Source organism: Catelliglobosispora koreensis DSM 44566 (genome assembly GCF_000379685.1).
GTDB lineage: Bacteria > Actinomycetota > Actinomycetes > Mycobacteriales > Micromonosporaceae > Catelliglobosispora > Catelliglobosispora koreensis.
This window is the reverse complement of sequence record NZ_KB903249.1, coordinates 1,382,746-1,401,894: the sequence shown is the minus strand read 5'-3', so window position 1 is coordinate 1,401,894 and position 19,149 is coordinate 1,382,746. Positions and strand designations below refer to the sequence as shown.

The 19,149-nt window shown below is 65.0% G+C and carries 19 protein-coding genes; 4 read left to right on the top strand and 15 right to left on the bottom strand.

Translation table 11 applies throughout. The annotated features are described in order from the left end of the window. The first annotated feature begins 32 nt into the window (after positions 1-32). Positions 33-1,178 (top strand): hypothetical protein, encoded by a 1,146-nt coding sequence (locus A3E1_RS0106525; RefSeq protein WP_157631336.1) that lies wholly within the window; start codon positions 33-35, stop codon positions 1,176-1,178. Here the strand turns inward: A3E1_RS0106525 and A3E1_RS44485 are convergent. Then, entirely contained in the window at positions 1,171-2,760 is a 1,590-nt protein-coding gene (locus tag A3E1_RS44485; protein ID WP_157631335.1) for a RyR domain-containing protein, read from the bottom strand. The two genes, A3E1_RS0106525 and A3E1_RS44485, sit on opposite strands and share 8 nt — an antisense overlap. A 101-nt stretch (positions 2,761-2,861) precedes the next feature. Here A3E1_RS44485 and A3E1_RS0106515 point away from each other — a divergent pair, with 101 nt between their 5' ends. Continuing rightward, entirely contained in the window at positions 2,862-3,386 is a 525-nt protein-coding gene (locus A3E1_RS0106515) for a septum formation family protein (RefSeq protein WP_020519946.1), read from the top strand. On the opposite strand, the gene A3E1_RS0106510 is transcribed toward A3E1_RS0106515, so the two are convergent. The 7 genes from A3E1_RS0106510 to pgsA form a co-directional block, all read right to left on the bottom strand. Beyond that, complete coding sequence (locus A3E1_RS0106510; protein ID WP_020519945.1) at positions 3,387-4,136, bottom strand: YebC/PmpR family DNA-binding transcriptional regulator; 750 nt, start codon at positions 4,134-4,136, stop codon at positions 3,387-3,389. A gap of 14 nt (positions 4,137-4,150) precedes the next feature. Beyond that, the gene (gene pdxT / locus A3E1_RS0106505) at positions 4,151-4,738 is read right to left on the bottom strand and encodes a pyridoxal 5'-phosphate synthase glutaminase subunit PdxT (RefSeq protein ID WP_026208151.1); all 588 of its coding nucleotides are present in this window, start codon (positions 4,736-4,738) and stop codon (positions 4,151-4,153) included. Positions 4,739-4,800: 62 nt separating this feature from the next. Next, a complete protein-coding gene (gene pdxS / locus A3E1_RS0106500; RefSeq protein ID WP_211215861.1) occupies positions 4,801-5,685 on the bottom strand; it encodes a pyridoxal 5'-phosphate synthase lyase subunit PdxS in 885 nt (294 codons plus the stop codon). A gap of 106 nt (positions 5,686-5,791) precedes the next feature. Beyond that, a complete protein-coding gene (locus tag A3E1_RS0106495; RefSeq protein WP_020519942.1) occupies positions 5,792-6,274 on the bottom strand; it encodes a hypothetical protein in 483 nt (160 codons plus the stop codon). A gap of 17 nt (positions 6,275-6,291) precedes the next feature. Next, the gene (locus A3E1_RS0106490; protein ID WP_020519941.1) at positions 6,292-7,413 is read right to left on the bottom strand and encodes a glycosyltransferase family 4 protein; all 1,122 of its coding nucleotides are present in this window, start codon (positions 7,411-7,413) and stop codon (positions 6,292-6,294) included. A gap of 1 nt (position 7,414) precedes the next feature. Next, entirely contained in the window at positions 7,415-8,302 is an 888-nt protein-coding gene (locus A3E1_RS0106485) for a phosphatidylinositol mannoside acyltransferase (protein ID WP_020519940.1), read from the bottom strand. After that, positions 8,299-8,904: a phosphatidylinositol phosphate synthase gene (gene pgsA / locus A3E1_RS0106480; RefSeq protein ID WP_020519939.1), complete on the bottom strand. Its 606-nt coding sequence runs from the start codon at positions 8,902-8,904 to the stop codon at positions 8,299-8,301. Before pgsA ends, A3E1_RS0106485 begins: the two co-directional genes overlap by 4 nt. A gap of 142 nt (positions 8,905-9,046) precedes the next feature. Here pgsA and A3E1_RS0106475 point away from each other — a divergent pair, with 142 nt between their 5' ends. Then, positions 9,047-11,209: an elongation factor G-like protein EF-G2 gene (locus tag A3E1_RS0106475; protein WP_026208149.1), complete on the top strand. Its 2,163-nt coding sequence runs from the start codon at positions 9,047-9,049 to the stop codon at positions 11,207-11,209. 52 nt (positions 11,210-11,261) lie between these two features. Here the strand turns inward: A3E1_RS0106475 and A3E1_RS0106470 are convergent, their stop codons facing one another. From A3E1_RS0106470 to thrS, 5 genes are read right to left on the bottom strand one after another with little or no spacing between them, the layout of a single operon-like run. Beyond that, complete coding sequence (locus A3E1_RS0106470; protein ID WP_020519937.1) at positions 11,262-11,621, bottom strand: thiol-disulfide oxidoreductase DCC family protein; 360 nt, start codon at positions 11,619-11,621, stop codon at positions 11,262-11,264. A gap of 45 nt (positions 11,622-11,666) precedes the next feature. Beyond that, positions 11,667-12,389, bottom strand: coding sequence for a VOC family protein (locus tag A3E1_RS0106465; RefSeq protein ID WP_020519936.1), 723 nt, complete (start codon positions 12,387-12,389; stop codon positions 11,667-11,669). A 30-nt stretch (positions 12,390-12,419) separates the two neighbouring features. Next, complete coding sequence (locus A3E1_RS0106460) at positions 12,420-12,854, bottom strand: HIT family protein (protein WP_020519935.1); 435 nt, start codon at positions 12,852-12,854, stop codon at positions 12,420-12,422. Between the two features lie 31 nt (positions 12,855-12,885). Beyond that, positions 12,886-13,317: a GNAT family N-acetyltransferase gene (locus tag A3E1_RS0106455; protein ID WP_020519934.1), complete on the bottom strand. Its 432-nt coding sequence runs from the start codon at positions 13,315-13,317 to the stop codon at positions 12,886-12,888. Further along, on the bottom strand, positions 13,298-15,292 hold the full coding sequence (thrS, locus tag A3E1_RS0106450) for a threonine--tRNA ligase (RefSeq protein WP_020519933.1): 1,995 nt from the start codon (positions 15,290-15,292) through the stop codon (positions 13,298-13,300). The genes A3E1_RS0106455 and thrS overlap by 20 nt, the downstream gene beginning before the upstream one ends. Positions 15,293-15,389: 97 nt before the next feature. On the opposite strand from thrS, the gene A3E1_RS0106445 reads away from it, so the two are divergent. Then, positions 15,390-16,487 carry a magnesium and cobalt transport protein CorA gene (locus A3E1_RS0106445; protein ID WP_020519932.1) on the top strand — a complete coding sequence of 366 codons (1,098 nt, stop codon included), beginning with the start codon at positions 15,390-15,392 and terminating at the stop codon, positions 16,485-16,487. Here the strand turns inward: A3E1_RS0106445 and A3E1_RS0106440 are convergent. Together A3E1_RS0106440 and A3E1_RS0106435 are read right to left on the bottom strand one after the other, a co-directional pair. Next, positions 16,484-17,491, bottom strand: a complete 1,008-nt coding sequence (locus tag A3E1_RS0106440) for a helix-turn-helix transcriptional regulator (RefSeq protein WP_020519931.1) — start codon at positions 17,489-17,491, stop codon at positions 16,484-16,486. The two genes, A3E1_RS0106445 and A3E1_RS0106440, sit on opposite strands and share 4 nt — an antisense overlap. Further along, on the bottom strand, positions 17,473-19,140 hold the full coding sequence (locus tag A3E1_RS0106435) for a S8 family serine peptidase (protein ID WP_020519930.1): 1,668 nt from the start codon (positions 19,138-19,140) through the stop codon (positions 17,473-17,475). The genes A3E1_RS0106440 and A3E1_RS0106435 overlap by 19 nt, the downstream gene beginning before the upstream one ends. Positions 19,141-19,149 lie beyond the last annotated feature (9 nt).

Below are 19,149 nucleotides of genomic sequence, written 5' to 3'. Positions count from 1 at the left end.
TGGGCACGGCTGTCCTCAGTGACAATGAGCGCGTGTCGATACGGGTCATCGAAGACGTCCCCGCCGGACGGCTGCCCCTGCAGATGGTGGTCAGGTTCCTCAGTGTCCTCCTTGGAATAGGCTTCCTCCTCACCGGTCTCCTGCTAGCTATCTGGCCGGTCATGGCACTGGTAATAGCCGTCGACAATCTGGTGCGCCCTGGCGAGTCCAGCGAGATGAGCGACAGCGAGCTGGTCTGGACTGCCGTGGTCACCCTTGGCGCGGTGATCTCGACCTGGTTTGGAGTCCTGCTCCTGCGCGGCCGCCGACAACTTGGCCTCTACCTGCGTAAGTTCGGCTTCGCCGACACCACCCAGACGGTCAGTCACGCGTTGCGCTCCGCCGTAGGGCGATCCGTGCGGCTAGTCACTTTGGACGATGCCATGGCAGCACCGGTTGGTGTTGGGGCGGGCAAGTGGATCGTGGGACTCATGCAGCTGGTAGGTCTCGCCTTCGCCGGCGTGATGCTCTACAGCTTGCTGCGGTTAGACGAAGAAAGCATCATCCGGGACACGATGGAGCAGGCCACCTCATCCGCCGACGACAACGTCGTCGACCAGTTTGGCGCCGCGCTCGGGGGTGCCCTGGTGGGAGGCATGGTGGCTGGATTTGCGCTGATCTTTCTCCTGACCCTGACGATTATCGGTGGCTTGGTTGGCCTGTTCGCCTACCGTGCCTACAAGAGTGCGAAGCAGGCTCAAGAAGAGGCGAGGCAAGCGCTGGTGCAAAGGCAGCAGGTTGGCCCTGTCGCCAAGAAGCTACAGGCGGTCGCGCGCAAGGTGTTCGCGCCGCGGCTCATCGTCGTGGCGGTGCCTGGATCGTTTTGGCAGCAAGCGGTTAGCGGTTTCGCCTCGGTGTCGCGAGTGGCCATAATGGACGTATCGCACCCGACCGATCCCCTGCTCTGGGAGATCCAGACCCTCAAACCACTGTTCGGCGAACGTCTCATTTACGTCGGCTCACGTGAACACGTCCTGGCGCTGACGCGTCCCGCGCACGAAATCGCAGGCACGCCAACAGGTTTGCTCGCTCAGCTGCTGGACGGCTCGGAGATCATCGCCTACGGCCAGACATGGCCGCAGCGGCGGCGGTTCGCCAAAGCGTTGCGCCGCCGGATCGCCAACAGCAAAGCTATCTAGCCAGCCGCACCGGCTGCAGACCGACCTCGGCCAGCAGTTCCGGGACGTTACGCACGGCGTCGCGGTCCTTCTCACGCTCCACTTCGGACAGCTTGTCCCACGGGACCATGCTGTTGTGGTGCTTCAGGGCGTCATTGCGCTCCGCCGCGTAAACCCAGCCGGCCGCGATCTTGTCCTGCATCCACCGGTCGTGCTCCAGGATGGCCAGCTGTTCCAGCTCATCGTCGCGATAGGAGAAAGCGGGCAGCGACGGATCGCGTACGACAATGGTGCAGCCGATGCGGTCGAGCTTCTCGCGGATGCCTGCGGCTTGCGCCCTGTTCGCGTCGCGCATGTCCTCCGACAGCTCTTCCCAGACCGTCATGGCCGGCTTGGAGCCCATGCCGACCTGGTGTGCCAGCTGCTGGGTCAGATAACGCTCATGGATCGCCCGGGCGATCTGCTCATCACTGTCGCCGTGATCGCCAACCATCGCCGATGAGGCCAGATCAACGACGCTGATAATCCTCAGTCGCCCCTTCATGTCGTCGAGCAAACGGCCCGTCCCGTTGAAGGCCCGGCTGATGCCGGCGAGCCGGTCCAGCCGCACGACCAGGCCACCGGTCTCGGATGGCCAGAGTCCGCTGGCCGTCAGCGCGGCGTTGAGCGCCTTCGCCTCGTCTTGGTAGCAAACGTAAACGCGCGAGAAGGTGTTGCCCGCGGGGAGGTGCGTGCCGTCGACCGTCGTGATCGCACAGGTTTCGCCGATCACCTCATGCGTCGCAGTCAGCCGCTCCAATCGCGCCGACGCGTGCTCGTCGACGACCGTCACGTTGAGCGGCTCGCGGGGCTGGCGCTTGCGCCACGAACGCGCGAGCTCGACCAGCAGTGCGCCACCGAACTCCTGCAGGCCCAGGATCGCGATGTCCTGATGGTGTCCTTCGTTTCCGGCCAGGGCCGCTGCGGCTAGTTCCTCGACGTTAAAGAACCGCACGCTCACCTTGGTCGCTTGTGTCATGCCCAGACTCCGGGCCGTGAACGCGAGCGCGGCGTCACTCACCTGAGCCCGGACCTTCAGTGGGCGCCCGTTCCGCTCGATCTCGGCCGCTTCCAGCGCGATGGCGAGGTTGACCCACGGGTCCTGAATGTGGTCAGCGCAGGCGATCAGCTCGTCAGCACGGCTGATGCCGGCATCGCGCAGGGAGACAGCGTCGACCGGCCCAGCGACCTGAATGACGTTGACGCCCTGCTTCGCCAGGAACGACACGACCGCGTTGGCCAGCGTCGTCTCGCCCGCGACCACCGTGTGTCCGTAAGTCACTCGCCGCTTGAGCCATCGAGCCTGCTCGGTCGCGATGATGCGGCCGGTCTCGAAGATGGCGTAAGCCGTGACGGCTGGCAGGGCGAAGCGCGCCGCGTTCAAAAACCACGGGATGACGCGCGGTTCGTCGAACAGCGGGTTGCCCAGCACGAACAGCTGAAGGATGCCATAGATGACATCGATCGCGCCCTTTTCCGGCTGCAACCGGCTAAGGCCAAGGTAGCCACCGATCACGGCGGCGACGGTGATGAGGGAAAACAGAATCCGAGTCCCGGTTAACAAGCGCGGCACGGTAGCAGACGCTTCCACAGCGGCACCGTTCCCCGCAAGGTCCGTCTTCTTTGGACAACATCACCTCCCCCGATCGCGTATTGTCTCCCGCCGTGACCCACCCTTCATCCGACGAAATCCCCGTCAAACAGCCTGGCCGGAAGGGACACCTGCTCGCCATGGCCGGAATCGCGCTCGGCGTCGCGGGACTGATTGGCGTCGGCATCGCGTTCTCCGCTGAGCGGGCCGACCGCGCCGATAGCGGTGTCGTCATCGACGACGGCGATATGAGCGTCTTCTCCCTGCGTCTCGGCGACTGCGTCGACTTTCCCGCCGAGAACACGGCCTCGCTAACCGAAATCGCCGCCGTCCCGTGCGCACAGCCTCACGACGGTGAAGTCTTCGCCGAGCTTGACCTCGCCGACGGCGCCTACCCCGGAAATGACGCCGTCCAGGCGGCCGCCGACAAGGAATGCGGCGACCGGCTCGCCGCCTATGTCTCCGCCAGCTACGAGGCAGACGAATCGATCTACATCACGTTCCTCTACCCGCATGAGGAGTCGTGGAAGAAAGACCGGGGAGTCACCTGCATCGCCGGCAGCGACCAGGGCAAGCTCACCGGCTCCATCAAGGGCTAGCTAGACGTCGAGCTTTTCCATGATGTCGTCGGAGACGTCGAAGTTGGCGAAGACGTTTTGCACGTCGTCGCTGTCGTCGAGGGCGTCGATGAGCTTGAAGACCTTACGGGCGCCGTCTTCGTCGAGTGGGACCTGCATCGTCGGCACGAAGGTGGACTCGGCCGACTCGTAGTCGATGCCCGCGGCCTGAAGGGCCTGGCGCACAGGGATCAGGTCGGCAGGCTCGCTGATGACCTCGAACGTCTCGCCGAGGTCATTGCACTCCTCCGCGCCCGCGTCGAGCACGGCCATCAGGACGTCGTCTTCGGACAGTGTGCCCTTGGGGACGATGACCTGGCCCTTGCGGTTGAACAAGTACGACACCGAGCCCGGGTCAGCGAGGCTGCCACCGTTGCGGGTCAGAGCCGTGCGCACTTCGGCGGCCGCGCGGTTGCGATTGTCCGTCAGACACTCGATGAGGATGGCTACGCCGTTGGGGCCGTAGCCTTCGTACATGATCGTCTGCCAGTCAGCGCCACCGGCTTCCTGACCCGAGCCGCGCTTGACCGCACGGTCGATGTTGTCGTTGGGGACGGAGTTCTTCTTCGCCTTCTGGATGGCGTCGTAGAGGGTCGGATTACCCGCTGGGTCAGCACCGTTGCGCGCCGAGACTTCAATGTTCTTGATGAGTCCCGCGAAAAGCTTGCCCCGCTTGGCATCCAGGGCAGCCTTCTTGTGCTTGGTTGTCGCCCACTTTGAGTGGCCTGACATCGATGACCCTCCGTTTAACCGACGTGCTCAGCGACCATTTCCACAAAGAGTCGGTGCACCCGGAGATCGCCGGTCAGCTCTGGATGGAACGAGGTCGCGAGCAGGTGACCCTGCCGAACGGCGACAATCCTACCTTCTGCCTTTCCCGACGCGATGGTGCCTAGCACGTCCACGTTTTCGCCGACGGATTCCACCCATGGCGCCCGGATGAACACCGCTGGAAACGATTCGCCGTTGAAGTCGACCGGCTCTTCGAACGAGTCGACCTGCCGCCCGAAAGCGTTGCGCCGCACCGTCATGTTGATGCCACCGAAGCTGCGCTGATCTTCGCGTCCGTCCAGGACCGTGTCGGCCAGCATGATCATGCCGGCGCACGAGCCGTAGGCCGGCATTCCCTCGGCGATCCGCTTGTGGATGGGGTCGAAGACCTCAAACGTCTGAGCCAGCTTGCTCATCGTCGTCGACTCCCCGCCCGGGATCACCAGCGCGTTGATGTCATCGATCTCGCTGGGCCGCCGGACCGGGCGGGCGATCACGTCGCACTCGGCCAGCGCCGCGAGGTGTTCCCGCACATCACCCTGGAGTGCGAGAACACCAACCACGGTGTCGGCGCCTTTCCCGCGCGAGTGGCCCCGCGGCCTGGCGGAGGACCGTTCGTCGAGACTCACCAGCCACGCTCGGCAAGGCGGTGCGGCTGCGGGATCTCTTCGACGTTGATGCCGACCATGGCTTCACCGAGTCCCCGGGAAACCTTGGCCAGGACATCCGGGTCATCGAAGAACGTGGTGGCCTTGACGATGGCCTCAGCCCGCTGCGCCGGGTTGCCGGACTTGAAGATGCCGGAGCCGACGAACACGCCTTCGGCGCCGAGCTGCATCATCATCGCCGCGTCGGCTGGGGTCGCGATGCCACCAGCGGTGAACATGACGACGGGCAGCTTGCCGGTTTCCGCGACCTCCTTGACGAGGTCATACGGCGCCTGAAGCTCCTTGGCCGCGACGTAAAGCTCGTCAGCGGACAGTGAACTCAGCCGGCGGATCTCGCCACCGATCTTGCGCATGTGGGTCGTGGCGTTCGAGACGTCGCCCGTGCCGGCCTCGCCCTTGGAGCGGATCATCGCGGCACCTTCGGTGATGCGGCGCAGTGCCTCGCCAAGGTTGGTCGCACCACACACGAAGGGAACCGTGAACGCCCACTTGTCGATGTGGTTGGTGTAGTCGGCCGGGGTCAGCACCTCGGACTCGTCGATGTAGTCAACGCCCAGTGCCTGCAGCACCTGCGCCTCGACGAAGTGGCCGATGCGGGCCTTGGCCATGACGGGAATGGAGACGGCTTTGATGATGCCGTCGATCATGTCGGGGTCGCTCATGCGCGAGACGCCACCCTGTGCCCTGATGTCGGCCGGAACGCGCTCCAGCGCCATAACGGCGACCGCGCCAGCGTCCTCGGCGATCTTCGCCTGCTCGGGCGTGACCACGTCCATGATGACGCCGCCCTTGAGCATCTCGGCCATACCGCGCTTGACGCGCGAAGTACCAGTTTCAGACATGGTGCAACCCATCCTTTTTGCGCACGTTTGATCGACAACTAAATGTTACGGCGCACGCCCTGGCGGGCCCGACAGCCAATCAAATCCAGGTGGCCCGGCTTGTGCCCTAGCTCACAGCCGCCAGGGTGGTGTCATCAATATCAAAATACGCCGGTACTGAGTGCTTGCGCCCCATCCGGAAGGCTCTGACCAGCGGCCTTGACCGGACAGCCAGCGCGTCACGGACAAAATCCGTGTGCACTTGCCGGGCAAGAGCCACGCGCCGGCTCGCCGTGATTATCGCCGCTTCCGTGGCATCGGCCGAGCTGAACTCCAGCTTGCGCAGCATCCGCGTGAGATCGTTTTCGGCAGCTTCCCGCTCGTCGAGCCGGGCGTCAAGGGCGGCCCGTGCGGCGGCATAGAGATCGGGGTTGCCCCCGCCTTCTTCGGCCAGAACTGCGGCTGTGGCGGCACGTCGCAGGAGCTGGGCGTCCAGGGCACGGCCCGCTGAGGCCGCGCGGGCGTGCAATCGGTCGACCCGTTTAGCGGTCCAGGTTACGTAGGACGCAACCATGACAACTATGGCTACGACGCCCACTACCCAGGTCATGCGGGCATCATAATGGCCTAATCCACCACTACCGGTTCCACGTAGGCGTCAATCGCGGTCGCGTACACCTCTAGGACCTGGTCAGCCACGGCTGGCCAGTCAAACGCCGCTACCGCCTTGACCGCCTTGGCCGACAGGTCACGGCGGGCTTGCGGGTCATCGAGCAGGCTGGCCAGCACCGACGCCAGGGAAACGCTGTCGCCATTGGGAAACAGCGCTCCGGCCTTGCCGCCATCGAGCACGTGCTTGAACGCTTCGAGATCGCTCGCGACGATCGGCGTACCGGCGGCCATCGCCTCGGTGAGGATCATGCCGAAGGACTCGCCGCCGGTGTTCGGGGCGACGTAAACGTCAACGCTGCGGAGCATCCGGGCTTTGTCCTCTTCGGACACCTTGCCTAAGAAGTCGGTGCGCTCTTTGAGCAAAGGGGACAGTTCCGCCTCGTCGACGTCGCCTGGCCCGGCGAGGAGCAGCCGCAGCCCGGGGCGCTCCGGCATGATCTTCTCCAGTGCCGCGGCGAGGATCGGGAAACCCTTGCGGGGCTCGGTAAACCGGCCGAGGAACCCCACGGTGCCACCCTCACGCGGATAGCCCGGCAACGGTTCGGCGTCGCAGAACTGGGCCACGGCGACCCCGTTAGGGATCTCGACCGCCCCGCCGTCGAGGTGTTCGACCTGCACCTTGCGCGCTGAGGCACTGACCGCGATCCGCGCCGTGATGCGTTCCAGCACGAGCTGCGCCACCGCCCGTCCCGCCGACATCATGCGCGAGCGCGTCATCGCGGTGTGAAACGTCGCGACCACGGGACCGTCGGAGGCCATCACTGCCAGCAGGGACAAGCTCGGCGTCATCGGCTCGTGCACGTGCAGCACGTCGAACTCGCCTTGATGCAGCCATCGCCGCACGCGCGCCGCCGAGATCGGGCCAAAGTTCAGCCGGGCCACGGAACCGTTGTAGGGCACCGGAACGGCCCGTCCTGCCGCAACCACATAAGACGGAAGATCTTGCTCATCATCGGCTGGTGCCAGGACCGAAACCGTGTGCCCCTTGGCGATCAGCGACTCCGCGAGATCGCGCACGTGGAACTGTACGCCACCCGGGACGTCCAGCGAGTAGGGGCAAACAATCCCGATCCGCATGTCAGGCCGCCTTGATCGATGGTTCGGTCAGCCAGAGCTTCTGGAGCATATGCCAGTCAGCCGGGTTAGCCGCGATTCCACGTGCCAGTTCGTCAGCCACCGCTTGCGTCAGCTTCTTCACCCTGACGTCGAGCGGACCGTCCTGCGGCACATCAAGTGGCCCGATCACCTGCCCACAGGGCAGCTCCGGCTCGTACCACATATTCACGACGAACAACGGCGCCCCGGTGCGGATGGCCAGCAACGCTGGGCCGGCCGGCATTCTGGTGCGCCCGCCAAAGAAGTTGACCTCGACGCCGCGTGCTGACAGATCCCGGTCGGCGAGCAGCGGCACGATGTGCGCGCCTTCGGTGAGGGCCTTGGCCAAGGCGTCCAACGGCGGCTGTCCCCCGGTCAGGGGAACGACGTTCATGCCGAGGCTCTGCCGGAACGCCAGGAACCGCAAATAGAGGCTCTCTGGCCGAAGCCGTTCCGCGACGGTTGTCAGCGGCAGGCCTTGCGCGGTCACCATCGCTCCAGCGGCATCCCAGTTGCCGGCGTGGGGCAGCGCCACGATGGCACCCGTGCCGGCCTCGTGCGCCTTGTGCAGCAGCTCGACGTCGTGCAGCCGGAAACCCTCGCGCAGCTGGGCCTTGCTCTGGTTGGGCAGCCGGAACGCCTCCAGCCAGTAGCGGGCGTAAGAGCGCATCGCCTGGCGCACCAGCTCGTCTGAGGCTGGCTCGCCGAGCACACAGCTCAGGTTGCGCGCCAGACGCTGGACACCCGGGCCACGCTTGGCCGCGGCACGATCGGCTCCCTTGCGGAACAAGGCGGAAGCCGCCGATTGAGGCAGCATCCGGATCAGGCGCCAGCCGGCGGCGTACCCCCATGTTTGTAATTGGTCTTTCATGCGGCCTGCCTGGAAACGTGGATCATGCGCTGGAAAACGGTGAAGACCGAGCCCGCGGCGACAAGCCATAGAGCGGCCGGCAGGCCCCAGTCTGGGCCGAATCCCGTGATGAGCGCACCCACACCGACCGTGATGAGGCGCTCGGCGCGCTCCACTAGGCCGACCTGGCAAGTGAAACCGAGTCCCTCGGCCCGTGCCTTGACATAGGAGACTGCCTGCCCAGCGACCAGGCAGATCAATGCCGCGAACACGGTTGGCCAGTCGCCCTGGGTCGCGAACCACCAGATCAGGGCCGAGAAGATGGCCCCGTCGGCGATGCGGTCCATTGTGGAGTCAAGCAGGGCACCAAACTTGCTGACCGTGCCCCGGGCCCGGGCCATCGACCCGTCCATCACATCGGTCAGCCCGCACAGGGTGATCACCAAAACTGCCATCGGAAACTGCCCACGCGCCGCGAAGAAGTAGGACCCCGCGAGCACCCCGGCGGTGCCAAGTAAGGTCACCGCATTTGGGGAAACGCCAGCGCGCAACAGCGCCCGTCCGAGAGGATCTAACAGCCGGGCAGTGGCTGCCTTCGCCGTAACACCGAGGATCTTCGCCATGATGCGGGTAACTGTACTGGTACGCCTACTGGGCTCAGCGCTTAGCAGAAGCCTCGCGCAAAATGCGGGGCCGTGTCGGGGTTGTGCCGGAAGGCTGGCGGGTGTCCCATGAGGAAACACCGATGAAACTTTGGAGGCGGGCATGGCGCGTGGCAGTCAGGAGAAACTCCCTACTACGCCGGCCCCGACAGCGGAGGATCCTGCCGGGGTTAGAAATATCGTGCTTGTTGGACACGCGGGCAGCGGCAAGACGACCCTTGTCGAGGCGGTGCTAGCGGCGACGGGCACGATTGGCAGAGCTGGTTCGGTCACCGAAGGCACGACCGTCTGTGATCATGATCCGGCGGCGATCAAGCAACAACGGTCAGTTTCGCTGGCCTGCGCCCCCATCACGTACAACGGGATAAAGATCAACCTCCTGGATACGCCCGGATATGCGGACTTCACCGGGGAACTCAGGGCGGGCCTGCGCGCGGCGGATGCCGCGCTTTTTGTTGTTTCGGCCGCCGACGGCATGGACGCCGCGACCGTCGCGCTCTGGCAGGAGTGCGCTGACGCTGGAACGCCTCGCGCCGTAGCGATCGCCCGGCTTGATCACCCACGGGCCGACTTCGACGAAGCCGTGGCGTTGTGCCAGCGCGTGTTCGGCGATGGTGTGCAGCCGCTCTACCTTCCGATGCACGGTGACGATGGCGAATCCATCGCGGGCTTGATCGGCCTGATCACACAACGCGTTTACGACTACAGCAACGGCTATCCGCCCACGGTCAAAGACCCGGACGCTGAACACCTCCCGATTATCGAAGAGTCCCGCAACGAACTGATCGAGGCGATCATCGCCGAGAGCGAAGACGAAACGTTGATGGACCGCTATCTCGCCGGCGAGAACATCGAGCAAGCGGTGCTCATCGAGGATCTGGAAAAAGCGGTCGCCCGCGGTCACTTCTACCCCGTCGTGCCGGTGTGCGCGGGGACGGGTGTGGGGCTCGACGCCTTGCTGGAGCTCATGGTTGGGGCCTTCCCTACGCCGCTGGAGCACCCGCTTCCGCCGGTGTCCACAGTGGACGGAAAGCCCATCGAACCGCTGACATGCGACCCGTCCGGTCCCCTGGTCGCCGAAGTGGTCAAGACGACGATCGACCCCTACGTTGGCCGGGTCAGCCTGGTACGGGTGTTCTCCGGGACTCTGCGGCCAGACACTCCAGTGCACATCAGTGGACACGGCTTGGAGGAACGCGGTCATCCCGACCACGATGCCGACGAGCGCGTCAGTCACATCTACTCTCCCCTTGGCGCGACTTTGCGTGAAGTCAATGTGTGCATCGCCGGAGACATCTGCGCGATCACCAAGTCGACCGCCGCCGAAACCGGGGACACGATCTCCAGCAAGGACAAGCCGCTGCTCATGGCGCCGTGGAAGATGCCTGAGCCACTGCTGCCCGTCGCCGTCGTGCCCAAGACACGCTCCGATGAGGACGCTCTGGCTAAGAACCTCGCCAAACTCGTCGCGGGTGACCCGACGCTGCGGCTGGAACGCAATCCCGAAACGCATCAGCTCGTGCTGTGGTGCATGGGTGAAGCACACGCCGACGTCGTGCTGGACCGGCTGCGCGCGGGCGGGGTCGAGCTGACCACCGAGCCGGCGAAAGTCCCGTTCCGCGAAGCTTTCACGACGGGCGGCAAGGGCCACGGGCGCCATGTCAAACAGTCCGGCGGCCACGGCCAGTACGCCGTATGCGACATCGAGGTCGAGCCACTGCCCCGCGGCTCGGGTTTCGAGTTCCTCGACAAGGTCGTTGGCGGTGCCGTGCCGCACAACTACATCCCCAGCGTGGAAAAGGGTGTCCGCGCACAGATGGAACGTGGCCTGATCTCCGGCAACAAGGTGGTCGACCTGCGGGTAACGCTCGTGGACGGCAAGGCGCACAGCGTCGACTCGTCAGACGCCGCGTTCCAGACGGCCGGGCAACTCGCGCTCAAGGACGCCGCGGAAAAGGCCCAGATCGCTTTGCTGGAGCCGATTGACGAGATCGTCATTACCGTTCCGGATGGCTCGGTGGGTGCCGTGATGAGCGACCTGTCCGGACGGCGTGGCCGGGTGCTCGGCACGGAAGCCGATCCCGCGGGCGGGGAAAAGACACAGGTGCGGGCGGAAGTGCCGGCCGCTGAGCTGTTGCGCTATCTGGTCGACCTGCGTTCGATGACCGCTGGCGCTGGCACGTTCACGCGGGCGTTCGCCCGGTACGAGCCGATGCCCCAGCATCTGGCCGATCAAATCCGCAAGGAAATGGCCGCTAGCCACTGAGATTGACTCTTATCGGGCTATGGATCACCGCTGTGGTCCATAGCCCGCACGTTTATCTGATGGCGCAGGCGGGTGTGCCGCCGGGGAGCCGGTGCCGGTTGCGGGAGACCCAGCGGTAGAACGGCCACGCGAGACGCTCCACAAGCGGCAGGCGAAGCAGCCAGCCCAGCGGGCGCCACACCCACACCCCGGACCGCAACGCCGCTCCCGCGGCTGCTGGGCCGGACAGCACGACGCCGTCGGACACCCACTGAATCGCCTCAGCGCACTGCTCCCGCGTTAGCCCCAACGCAAGCAGGTCCGCCCGCTGCCACGGCACGATCGTGGCAGCTGGACGGACCCATTGCTCAGTGAAACGGGCAGTCATGGAACAGAACGCGCAATCGCCGTCGAAGACAAAAACCGCGCTCACGATTTCATTCTGCTCCGCGAAACGCGGAACTGGGCGTGCGTTTGCTCACTGCCCCCAGCACAGGCAGAACGGGTGCCCGGCCGGATCGGCGAAGACCCGGAAGCCGCTGATGTTGCCACCACCGCCCGGCAACTGCGTCGCGCCCAAGCTCAGCGCCAGTTTCTCGGCCGAGTCGATGTCGTCGACATGGAAGTCGAGGTGCGCTTGCTGCGGGTGGGCCGGATCGGGCCATTTCGGGGCGTTGTAGTCCTGCACGTTCTGGAACATGATGGGCAGCCCGTCACCTGAAAGGTAGGCACCTTCAGGACCTTCGTAGGTCAGCTCATAGCCGGTCAGCGGCGCGTAGAAGGTCGCGAGCAGTTTCGCGTCTGGACAGTCGATCGCGACATCGGCCAATGCGGTCGAGGTCGCTTCATCGCTGGCGCACAAGCAAAACGGGTGCCCGGACGGATCGGCGAGCACCGTCCACGTCTCGCCGCCCCCCTCAAGCCGTTTGGCTCCAAGCGAGATAGCCCTTTCCACCTCGCCTGCCATGTCAGGCGTAGCGAAGTCGAGGTGGAACTGCTGCGGCCGCATTTGCGAAGGCCACTGGGGCGGCAGGTGATCGGGAGCGTTCTGGAAGGCGATTTTGGCGCCTTCCGGCGTGACCAGCGTGATCCAGTCACCGTCGTCATATTCGTCTTTGAACCCAGCCAGCTGGGTATAGAACTCCGCCAGACGGGAGATATCCGCCGAGTCGAAGACGACGGTTTGAAGTTTCACAGTCATGCCCACGATCCTTGCCCGCGGGTATGACATTTAGTCCCAGGCACCGCGCAGCAAGTCACGTGTGTCATGGAGCAGCTGCGGCAACGCTTTCGTGCCGCCGACCACGGGCAGGAAGTTGGAATCCCCGCCCCAGCGCGGCACCACGTGCTGATGCAGGTGCCCGGCGATCCCCGCTCCGGCGACATCGCCCTGGTTCATGCCGATGTTGAAGCCGTGCGCACTGGACACCTTGCGGATGACCTCCATGGCACGCTGCGTGAACAACCCCAGCTCCAGCACTTCCTCGCCGGTCAGATCGGTGTAGTCAGGCACGTGCCGGTAAGGGCAGATCAGCAGGTGACCCGGGTTGTACGGAAACTTGTTGAGCACCGCGAACACGAGCGTGCCCGAGGCGACGAGCAGATCTTCCGACGGCTCGCAGAACGGGCAGCCGGGCGGCTTGGCTGGCCCGGTCACATAGGCCATCCGCCACGGGGTCCACAGTCGTTCCAGCCCGTCAGTCACGATCCGCCATCAGCTCCATCCACTTACCAGGTTCAGCGTGGGGCCCAAAGCCCAGTTTCTCGTACACACCGTGTGCGTCGGCGGTCGCTAGCAGGATCCGGTAGACGCCCATCGCGAGCAGATCGTCCCGGATCGCGGCCAGTGCCCACTGGGCCAGCCCACGCCCACGGTACGCCTGGTCGACAAACACATCGCACAACCACGCGAACGTCGTTTTATCAGTCACGACACGGAAAAAGCCGACTTGGCCGGAAGGACCGTAGAGCCCCCACACGAGAGAGTTATCAATCGAGCGCTGAATGCGTTCCGCAGAACGTCCTCGTGCCCAATAGCTCTCGACAGCGAGCCATTGCGAGATCCGGCCCAGATCGAGCCGAGCCGGATCATCGTCTAGCTCAAAGGAATCATGCCGCCGAAGGGCCACTGTTCGCCCGTGACTTCACGAACTCCACGACGTGCTCGACAGCCTCATCGAGGGACACCCCGTTGCGCTGTGATCCGTCGCGGTAGCGGAAGGAAACCGTGCCGTTGGAGACGTCCTCGTCACCGGCCAGCACCATGAAAGGAATCTTCTGCTGCTGCGCGGTGCGGATCTTCTTCTGCATGCGGTCGTCGGACTCGTCGACCTCGGCCCGGATGCCCTGGCCGCGCAGTCTGTCCACAAAGGACTGAAGGAACGGAGCGTGGTCGGTGCGAATGGGGATGCCGACCACCTGAATCGGCGACAGCCACGCGGGGAAAGCACCCGCGTAGTGCTCGGTCAGCACACCGAAGAACCTCTCGATCGAGCCGAACAGGGCGCGGTGGATGAGTGCTGGGCGCTTACGCGTGCCGTCGGCGGCCTGGTATTCCAAGCCGAACCGCTCCGGCATGTTGAAGTCGACCTGGATCGTCGACATCTGCCACGACCGGCCGATCGCGTCGCGTGCCTGCACCGAGATCTTCGGGCCGTAGAAGGCCGCGCCACCCGGATCGGGCACTAGCTCCAGGCCGGATTCGGTGGCGGCCCGCTCCAGCGCCGCAGTCGCCTCGGCCCAGTTTTCTTCGCTGCCAACGAACTTCGGCGAATCGTCGCGAGTGGACAGTTCGAGGTAGAAGTCCGACAGGCCATAGTCGGCGAGCAGGTCCAGGACGAACTTGAGCAGGAACTTGATCTCGTCGCCCATCTGCTCCTGAGTGGTGTAGATGTGCGAGTCGTCCATCGTCAGACCGCGAACACGGGTCAGTCCATGCACGACACCGGACTTCTCGTACCGGTAGACGGTCCCGAATTCGAACAGCCGCAACGGCAGCTCACGGTAGGACCGTCCGCGCGCGCGGTAGATGAGGTGATGCATCGGGCAGTTCATCGGCTTGAGGTAGTACTCAGCGCCCTCGATCTGCATCGGCGGGAACATCGTGTCCTTGTAGTAGGGCAGGTGGCCCGACGTCAGGAACAGCTGCTCCTTGGTGATGTGCGGCGAGTTGACGAACTGGTAGCCCTCTTCCTCGTGCCGCTTGCGGGAGTAGTTCTCCAGCTCCCGGCGGATGATGCCGCCCTTGGGGTGGAAGACCGCGAGACCGGAGCCGATTTCGTCGGGGAACGAGAAGAGGTCGAGGTCCGAGCCGATCTTGCGGTGATCCCGCTTGGCCGCTTCTTCCAAGAATTGGAGGTACGCCTTGAGCGCGTCCCGCGACGGCCATGCCGTGCCGTAGATCCGCTGCAGCTGGGGGTTCTTCTCCGACCCGCGCCAGTAGGCGGCGGCAGAGCGCATGATCTTGAAGGCGGGAATGAACCGCGTCGATGGCAGGTGCGGCCCGCGGCACAGGTCGCCCCAGCAGCGCTTGCCGTCCTTGTCGAAGTTGTCGTAGATGGTCAGCTCGCCGCCGCCGACCTCCATGACATCGGCGTCCACGTCACCCTTGATGTCGACGAGCTCCAGCTTGAACGGCTCGTCCTTCAGCTCCGCCTTGGCAGCCTCAAGATCTTCGAACCGGCGGCGCTTGAACGTCTGCCCCGACTTGACGATCTCCTGCATCCGCTTTTCGATCTTCTCCAGATCGTCGGGCTGGAAGGGCTTGGAGACGCTGAAGTCGTAGTAGAAGCCGTTCTCCACAGGCGGGCCGATGCCCAGCTTGGCCTCGGGGAACAGGTCTTGCACGGCCTGGGCCAGCACGTGGGCGGCCGAGTGCCGAAGCACGTTGAGACCGTCGGGGGAATCGATGGCGATGGGCTCGACGGACTCATCGGACGACGGTGCCCAGTCGAGGTCACGCAACTGGCCCGAAGCGTCGCGCACCACGACGATGGCCTTGGGCCCGGAGGTGGGAAGACCTGCCTGCGCGATGGCCTCGGCGCACGTCGTCCCAGCCGTGACGACAACGGGGTCGACGACAGGCTGTTTACTCGGTGCACTCATGGCAGGGTCCTCTCAAACACGATGTTGGCTTTGCCCGATGTTATCGGTTGCCCGATATCGCCCGACACGGAGAGGGCTTGGGGGCAAACTTGGGACTATGCGGCACACGGAAGCCCCCGAACTGTCGATGGACCCACGGACGGACGAGGAACCGCCCGCCGTCCTGTCGTTGCAGGGCACTGTGGTGGACGCCGCGGTTTACCGCGATGGCCGGCGCGTGTCTGGACCGAGCACGCTCGCGCAGGTCTACAACCAGCTGCCGGGCCCGCCCGGCACGATGGTGTGGATTGGCCTGCTCCGCCCCACAGATGACCAGTTGCAGACCGCTGCGCGCCAGTTTGGCCTGCATGAGCTAGCCCTCGAAGACGCGATCGTGGCCCACCAGCGCCCCAAGCTGGACCGCTACGGCGACACTCAGTTCGTCGCCCTGCGCTCGGCCCGCTATATCGACGAGACCGAAACCGTGGAGTTTGGCGAGATCCACGTGTTCACCGGCCCGCAGTTCGTGCTGACGGTCCGGCATAGTGACGCTCCGGATCTCGGGGAGGTGCGGCAACGACTCGAATCCGATCCCAAGCTGCTTGGCCTGGGGCCGGAAGCCGTGCTCTACGCGGTGCTGGACGCTGTCGTCGACGGCTACGCCCCCGTGATCGCCGGCCTGCAAAACGACATCGATGAGATTGAAGACCAGGTCTTCGATGGCGACCCGATGGCCTCCAAGCGCATCTATGAGCTGTCGCGCGAGGTGATCGAGTTTCAGCGCGCGGCTCGCCCGCTGCTTGGCATCCTGAGAGGGCTTGAGGCGGGGTTCGATAAGTACGGCACGGATGAGGAGCTGCGGCGCAACCTGCGCGACGTGGCCGACCACGCTCTGGTCGTGGCCGAGCGCGTGGACAGCTTCCGGCAGATGCTGGAGAACATCCTCAACGTGAACCTGACCCTTGTCGGCCAGAGCCAGATCGCCAGCCTCACCGCGCTGACCGAAGCGTCCAATGACGAAAACGTTGAGGTAAAGAAGATCTCGGCCTGGGCCGCGATCCTTTTCGCCCCAACGCTTGTGGGCACGATCTACGGCATGAACTTCGACAACATGCCCGAGACGCACTGGGCGTGGGGTTATCCCTTCGCGTTAGGACTGATGGCGCTGGTGTGCTTCGTGCTCTACCGCGTGTTCAAGAAGCGCCATTGGCTCTAAAGAAGACCTCGCCGGCCCGCTTGTAACCCGGCTTGAAAGCGCGTGCCGGCGTCCAGTTGCGACATGAGTTCCTGCACGCGCCGGCCGACGGTGCGTTCGGTGACGCCGAGTGCCCGCGCGATGGCCCGGTCCTTCATGCCGCTGGCGAGCATGGCCAGCAGCTTGCGGTCGGGCTCGGCCAGACCGTCCGACAACGACCCGGCTGGAGTGGCGCGCTGCCACAGCGATTCGAAGCACGCCACTAACGCGTCCAGCAAAGGTGAGGGCTGAACGAGCAGTCTGGTCCCAGTTTCGGCGGCTGAGAAGCTGACCGGCACGAGCGCGATCCGGCGGTCCGCGATGATCATTTTCATCCGCACCGAGGGCAGCGTCCTGGCTTGCTCCCCCGCCGCCACACACTCCAGCATCGAGTCCAGATGGCCTTCTTCCTGCAGTCCGGGCGCGTGATAGATGCAGCGGTAACTCACGCCGCGCGCTAGTGCTTTGAGTTCCTCTTCGTTGTGGACGGGACGGCCGTAGAGGTACGGCGGGCAGTCCACGATGAGCACCTCTTCCCGGGCGCCGAGCTGCATGCGGGCGAGGTGGTGCCCGACCGCCTCGGAGCCCTCGACGAGCTGGATCAGCTCTGAGGCCTCCCCCGGCTGCACTTGATTGCGGATGACGACGGCCAGTTCGTGGGCGTGCACACGCAGCTGCTCAAGCTGCTGGCTGCGCCTCGCTACGAGCGCGTCGACGGCGACTTCGGGCGGTGCCGCCACGTAGTGGTGCCGTGCTCCGGCCAGGCGGCTCACGAGCCCCGCGTCCAAGAGGTACTGCAGCGTTTTGCGCACGCGCCCGGCGGGCAGCTCAAGGCGCGCCGCCATCGCCGGAATCGTGCTGCGCGGGAAGGCGAGCAGGTCGAGGTAGAGGTCGCTATGGATCTGTCCTAACCCGACGGGCTCCAGGAGGGGCGCCCCGTCCAGCTGGACGGGGCGCATGGAACGTTTCAGAATGTCAGGCTCCATCGATCGAGATAACCATTGCTGGCGTTAAAGTTGAAGGCCCGCACCCTTATTTGCCACGTGCCGGAAGCTGGCGACGCGGTCGCGTTGACCGTGTACACCGCGTCCAGGTTGGGTGCCGTGTCACCGAAGTTGACCTGCTTGAGCTGATAGAAGAACCCGTTGGGCCCGATGAGCTCAATGCTGAGGTCGCCCCGCTTGGGGCACACGATCTTCACCTTGACCACCAAAGCGGAAGGCGCGCTGCCCGGCCGCCCGCTCACGTTGATGGACCCGACCGCTGGGCTGTTGAACCCACCAATGGAAACGTTGGTGTCATTGGCGTATTCACTGCCCGGCGGCACCGTCGGCGACGGCGTTGGGGAGCCCGTCGGTGACGGTGACGGCGTTGGCGACGAGGTCGGGGAAGCCGTCGGTGTTGGCGTGGGGCCACCAGACCCGACGAACAACAGCACGTTGGGAGAGCCGCTTCCCGGGTTGGTCACCTTGCCCGGCGTCCCGCCGTTCACGAGCGCGTCACGCACCTGTTGCGGTGTCGCGTTTGGATTGGCGGCGAGGTAAAGCGCCGCCGCCCCGGCCACGTGCGGCGACGCCATCGACGTTCCGCTCATCGTCGCGGTGCCGGTGTCACTGTTGTGCCCGGCTGACGTGATGTTTGAGCCCGGGCCGAACAGGTCCAGACAGGTGCCGTAGTTGGAATAGGAAGCACGCGCGTCATTGGATTCCGTCGCGCCAACGGTGATGGCGAGCGGTTCCCGTGCGGGCGTGAAGTTGCAGGCGCTCTGGTTGTTGTTGCCGCCCGCGAGCGCATAGGTGATGCCGGCGGCGATCGAGCCCCGCACGGCGGTTTCCATGCCCGCGTGGCTGCCTTGGGCGCCGAGGCTCATGTTGGCCACGGCTGGCTTTTGCGCGTTCTGGGTCACCCAGTCGATGGCTTCGGCGATTTTGTTGTCGTCGCCGCTGCCGCCACAGTCAAGGACGCGGACGGCATGGATACGCACGCCTTTGGCCACGCCATAGGTTGAGCCGCCGACCGTTCCGGCGACATGGGTGCCATGTCCGTGGCAGTCAACGCCATTGCGCCCATCGCCAACGTTGTCAAAGACGATGTCCGCGCGCCCGCCAAAATTCTGGTGGGTACGCCGGATGCCCGTGTCCAAAACGTATACGTGGACCGAGGAAGCGGTCGCCGGATACGTGTAGGACTGGTCGAGCGGCAGGTTGCGCTGATCGATGCGGTCGAGCCCCCACGAGGGCGGGTTGGGCTGGGTCTCCACAACGGACACCCGGCCGTTCTGCTGGACGAACTGGACGGTTGGGTCTGCCGCGAGGGCACGGGCCTGCTGCTCGGTTCCGGTGAACGCGAATCCGCGCAGGGCGGCCGAGAAGATGGCACCGGTCTTGCCACCGTGCTTGGTAGTGAGCGAGTTCGCCTCGCTCGTCACGGCGGATTTGGACTGAATGCCAACGGCTGGCCGTCCTTTGAGGACGACTAGGTAGCTATCCGGGATGGCGTCGGCGACGGCCAGATACCCGCTGGGGTCAGCGGCGGCCGGCTCGGCCTCAAGCGGGGCCGGGCCTGCCAGAGCCTGGGCTGATAACGCCCCGGCAGCTGTCAGGACCGCGGCCAGCGCCGCGATGATTAACCGCATAGATCGCTC

Excerpts from the sequence above, each read along its gene's own strand:
- pdxS (WP_211215861.1), bottom strand. The coding sequence starts at position 5,685 with ATGTCTGAAACTGGTACTTCGCGCGTCAAGCGCGGTATGGCCGAGATG.
- A3E1_RS0106475 (WP_026208149.1), top strand. The coding sequence starts at position 9,047 with ATGGCGCGTGGCAGTCAGGAGAAACTCCCTACTACGCCGGCCCCGACA.
- A3E1_RS0106435 (WP_020519930.1), bottom strand. The coding sequence starts at position 19,140 with ATGCGGTTAATCATCGCGGCGCTGGCCGCGGTCCTGACAGCTGCCGGG.
- A3E1_RS0106440 (WP_020519931.1), bottom strand. The coding sequence starts at position 17,491 with ATGGAGCCTGACATTCTGAAACGTTCCATGCGCCCCGTCCAGCTGGAC.
- pgsA (WP_020519939.1), bottom strand. The coding sequence starts at position 8,904 with ATGGCGAAGATCCTCGGTGTTACGGCGAAGGCAGCCACTGCCCGGCTG.
- A3E1_RS0106495 (WP_020519942.1), bottom strand. The coding sequence starts at position 6,274 with ATGACCTGGGTAGTGGGCGTCGTAGCCATAGTTGTCATGGTTGCGTCC.
- A3E1_RS0106460 (WP_020519935.1), bottom strand. The coding sequence starts at position 12,854 with ATGGCCTATGTGACCGGGCCAGCCAAGCCGCCCGGCTGCCCGTTCTGC.
- A3E1_RS0106485 (WP_020519940.1), bottom strand. The coding sequence starts at position 8,302 with ATGAAAGACCAATTACAAACATGGGGGTACGCCGCCGGCTGGCGCCTG.
- A3E1_RS0106490 (WP_020519941.1), bottom strand. The coding sequence starts at position 7,413 with ATGCGGATCGGGATTGTTTGCCCCTACTCGCTGGACGTCCCGGGTGGC.
- thrS (WP_020519933.1), bottom strand. The coding sequence starts at position 15,292 with ATGAGTGCACCGAGTAAACAGCCTGTCGTCGACCCCGTTGTCGTCACG.
- A3E1_RS0106510 (WP_020519945.1), bottom strand. The coding sequence starts at position 4,136 with ATGTCAGGCCACTCAAAGTGGGCGACAACCAAGCACAAGAAGGCTGCC.
- A3E1_RS0106445 (WP_020519932.1), top strand. The coding sequence starts at position 15,390 with ATGCGGCACACGGAAGCCCCCGAACTGTCGATGGACCCACGGACGGAC.
- A3E1_RS0106465 (WP_020519936.1), bottom strand. The coding sequence starts at position 12,389 with ATGACTGTGAAACTTCAAACCGTCGTCTTCGACTCGGCGGATATCTCC.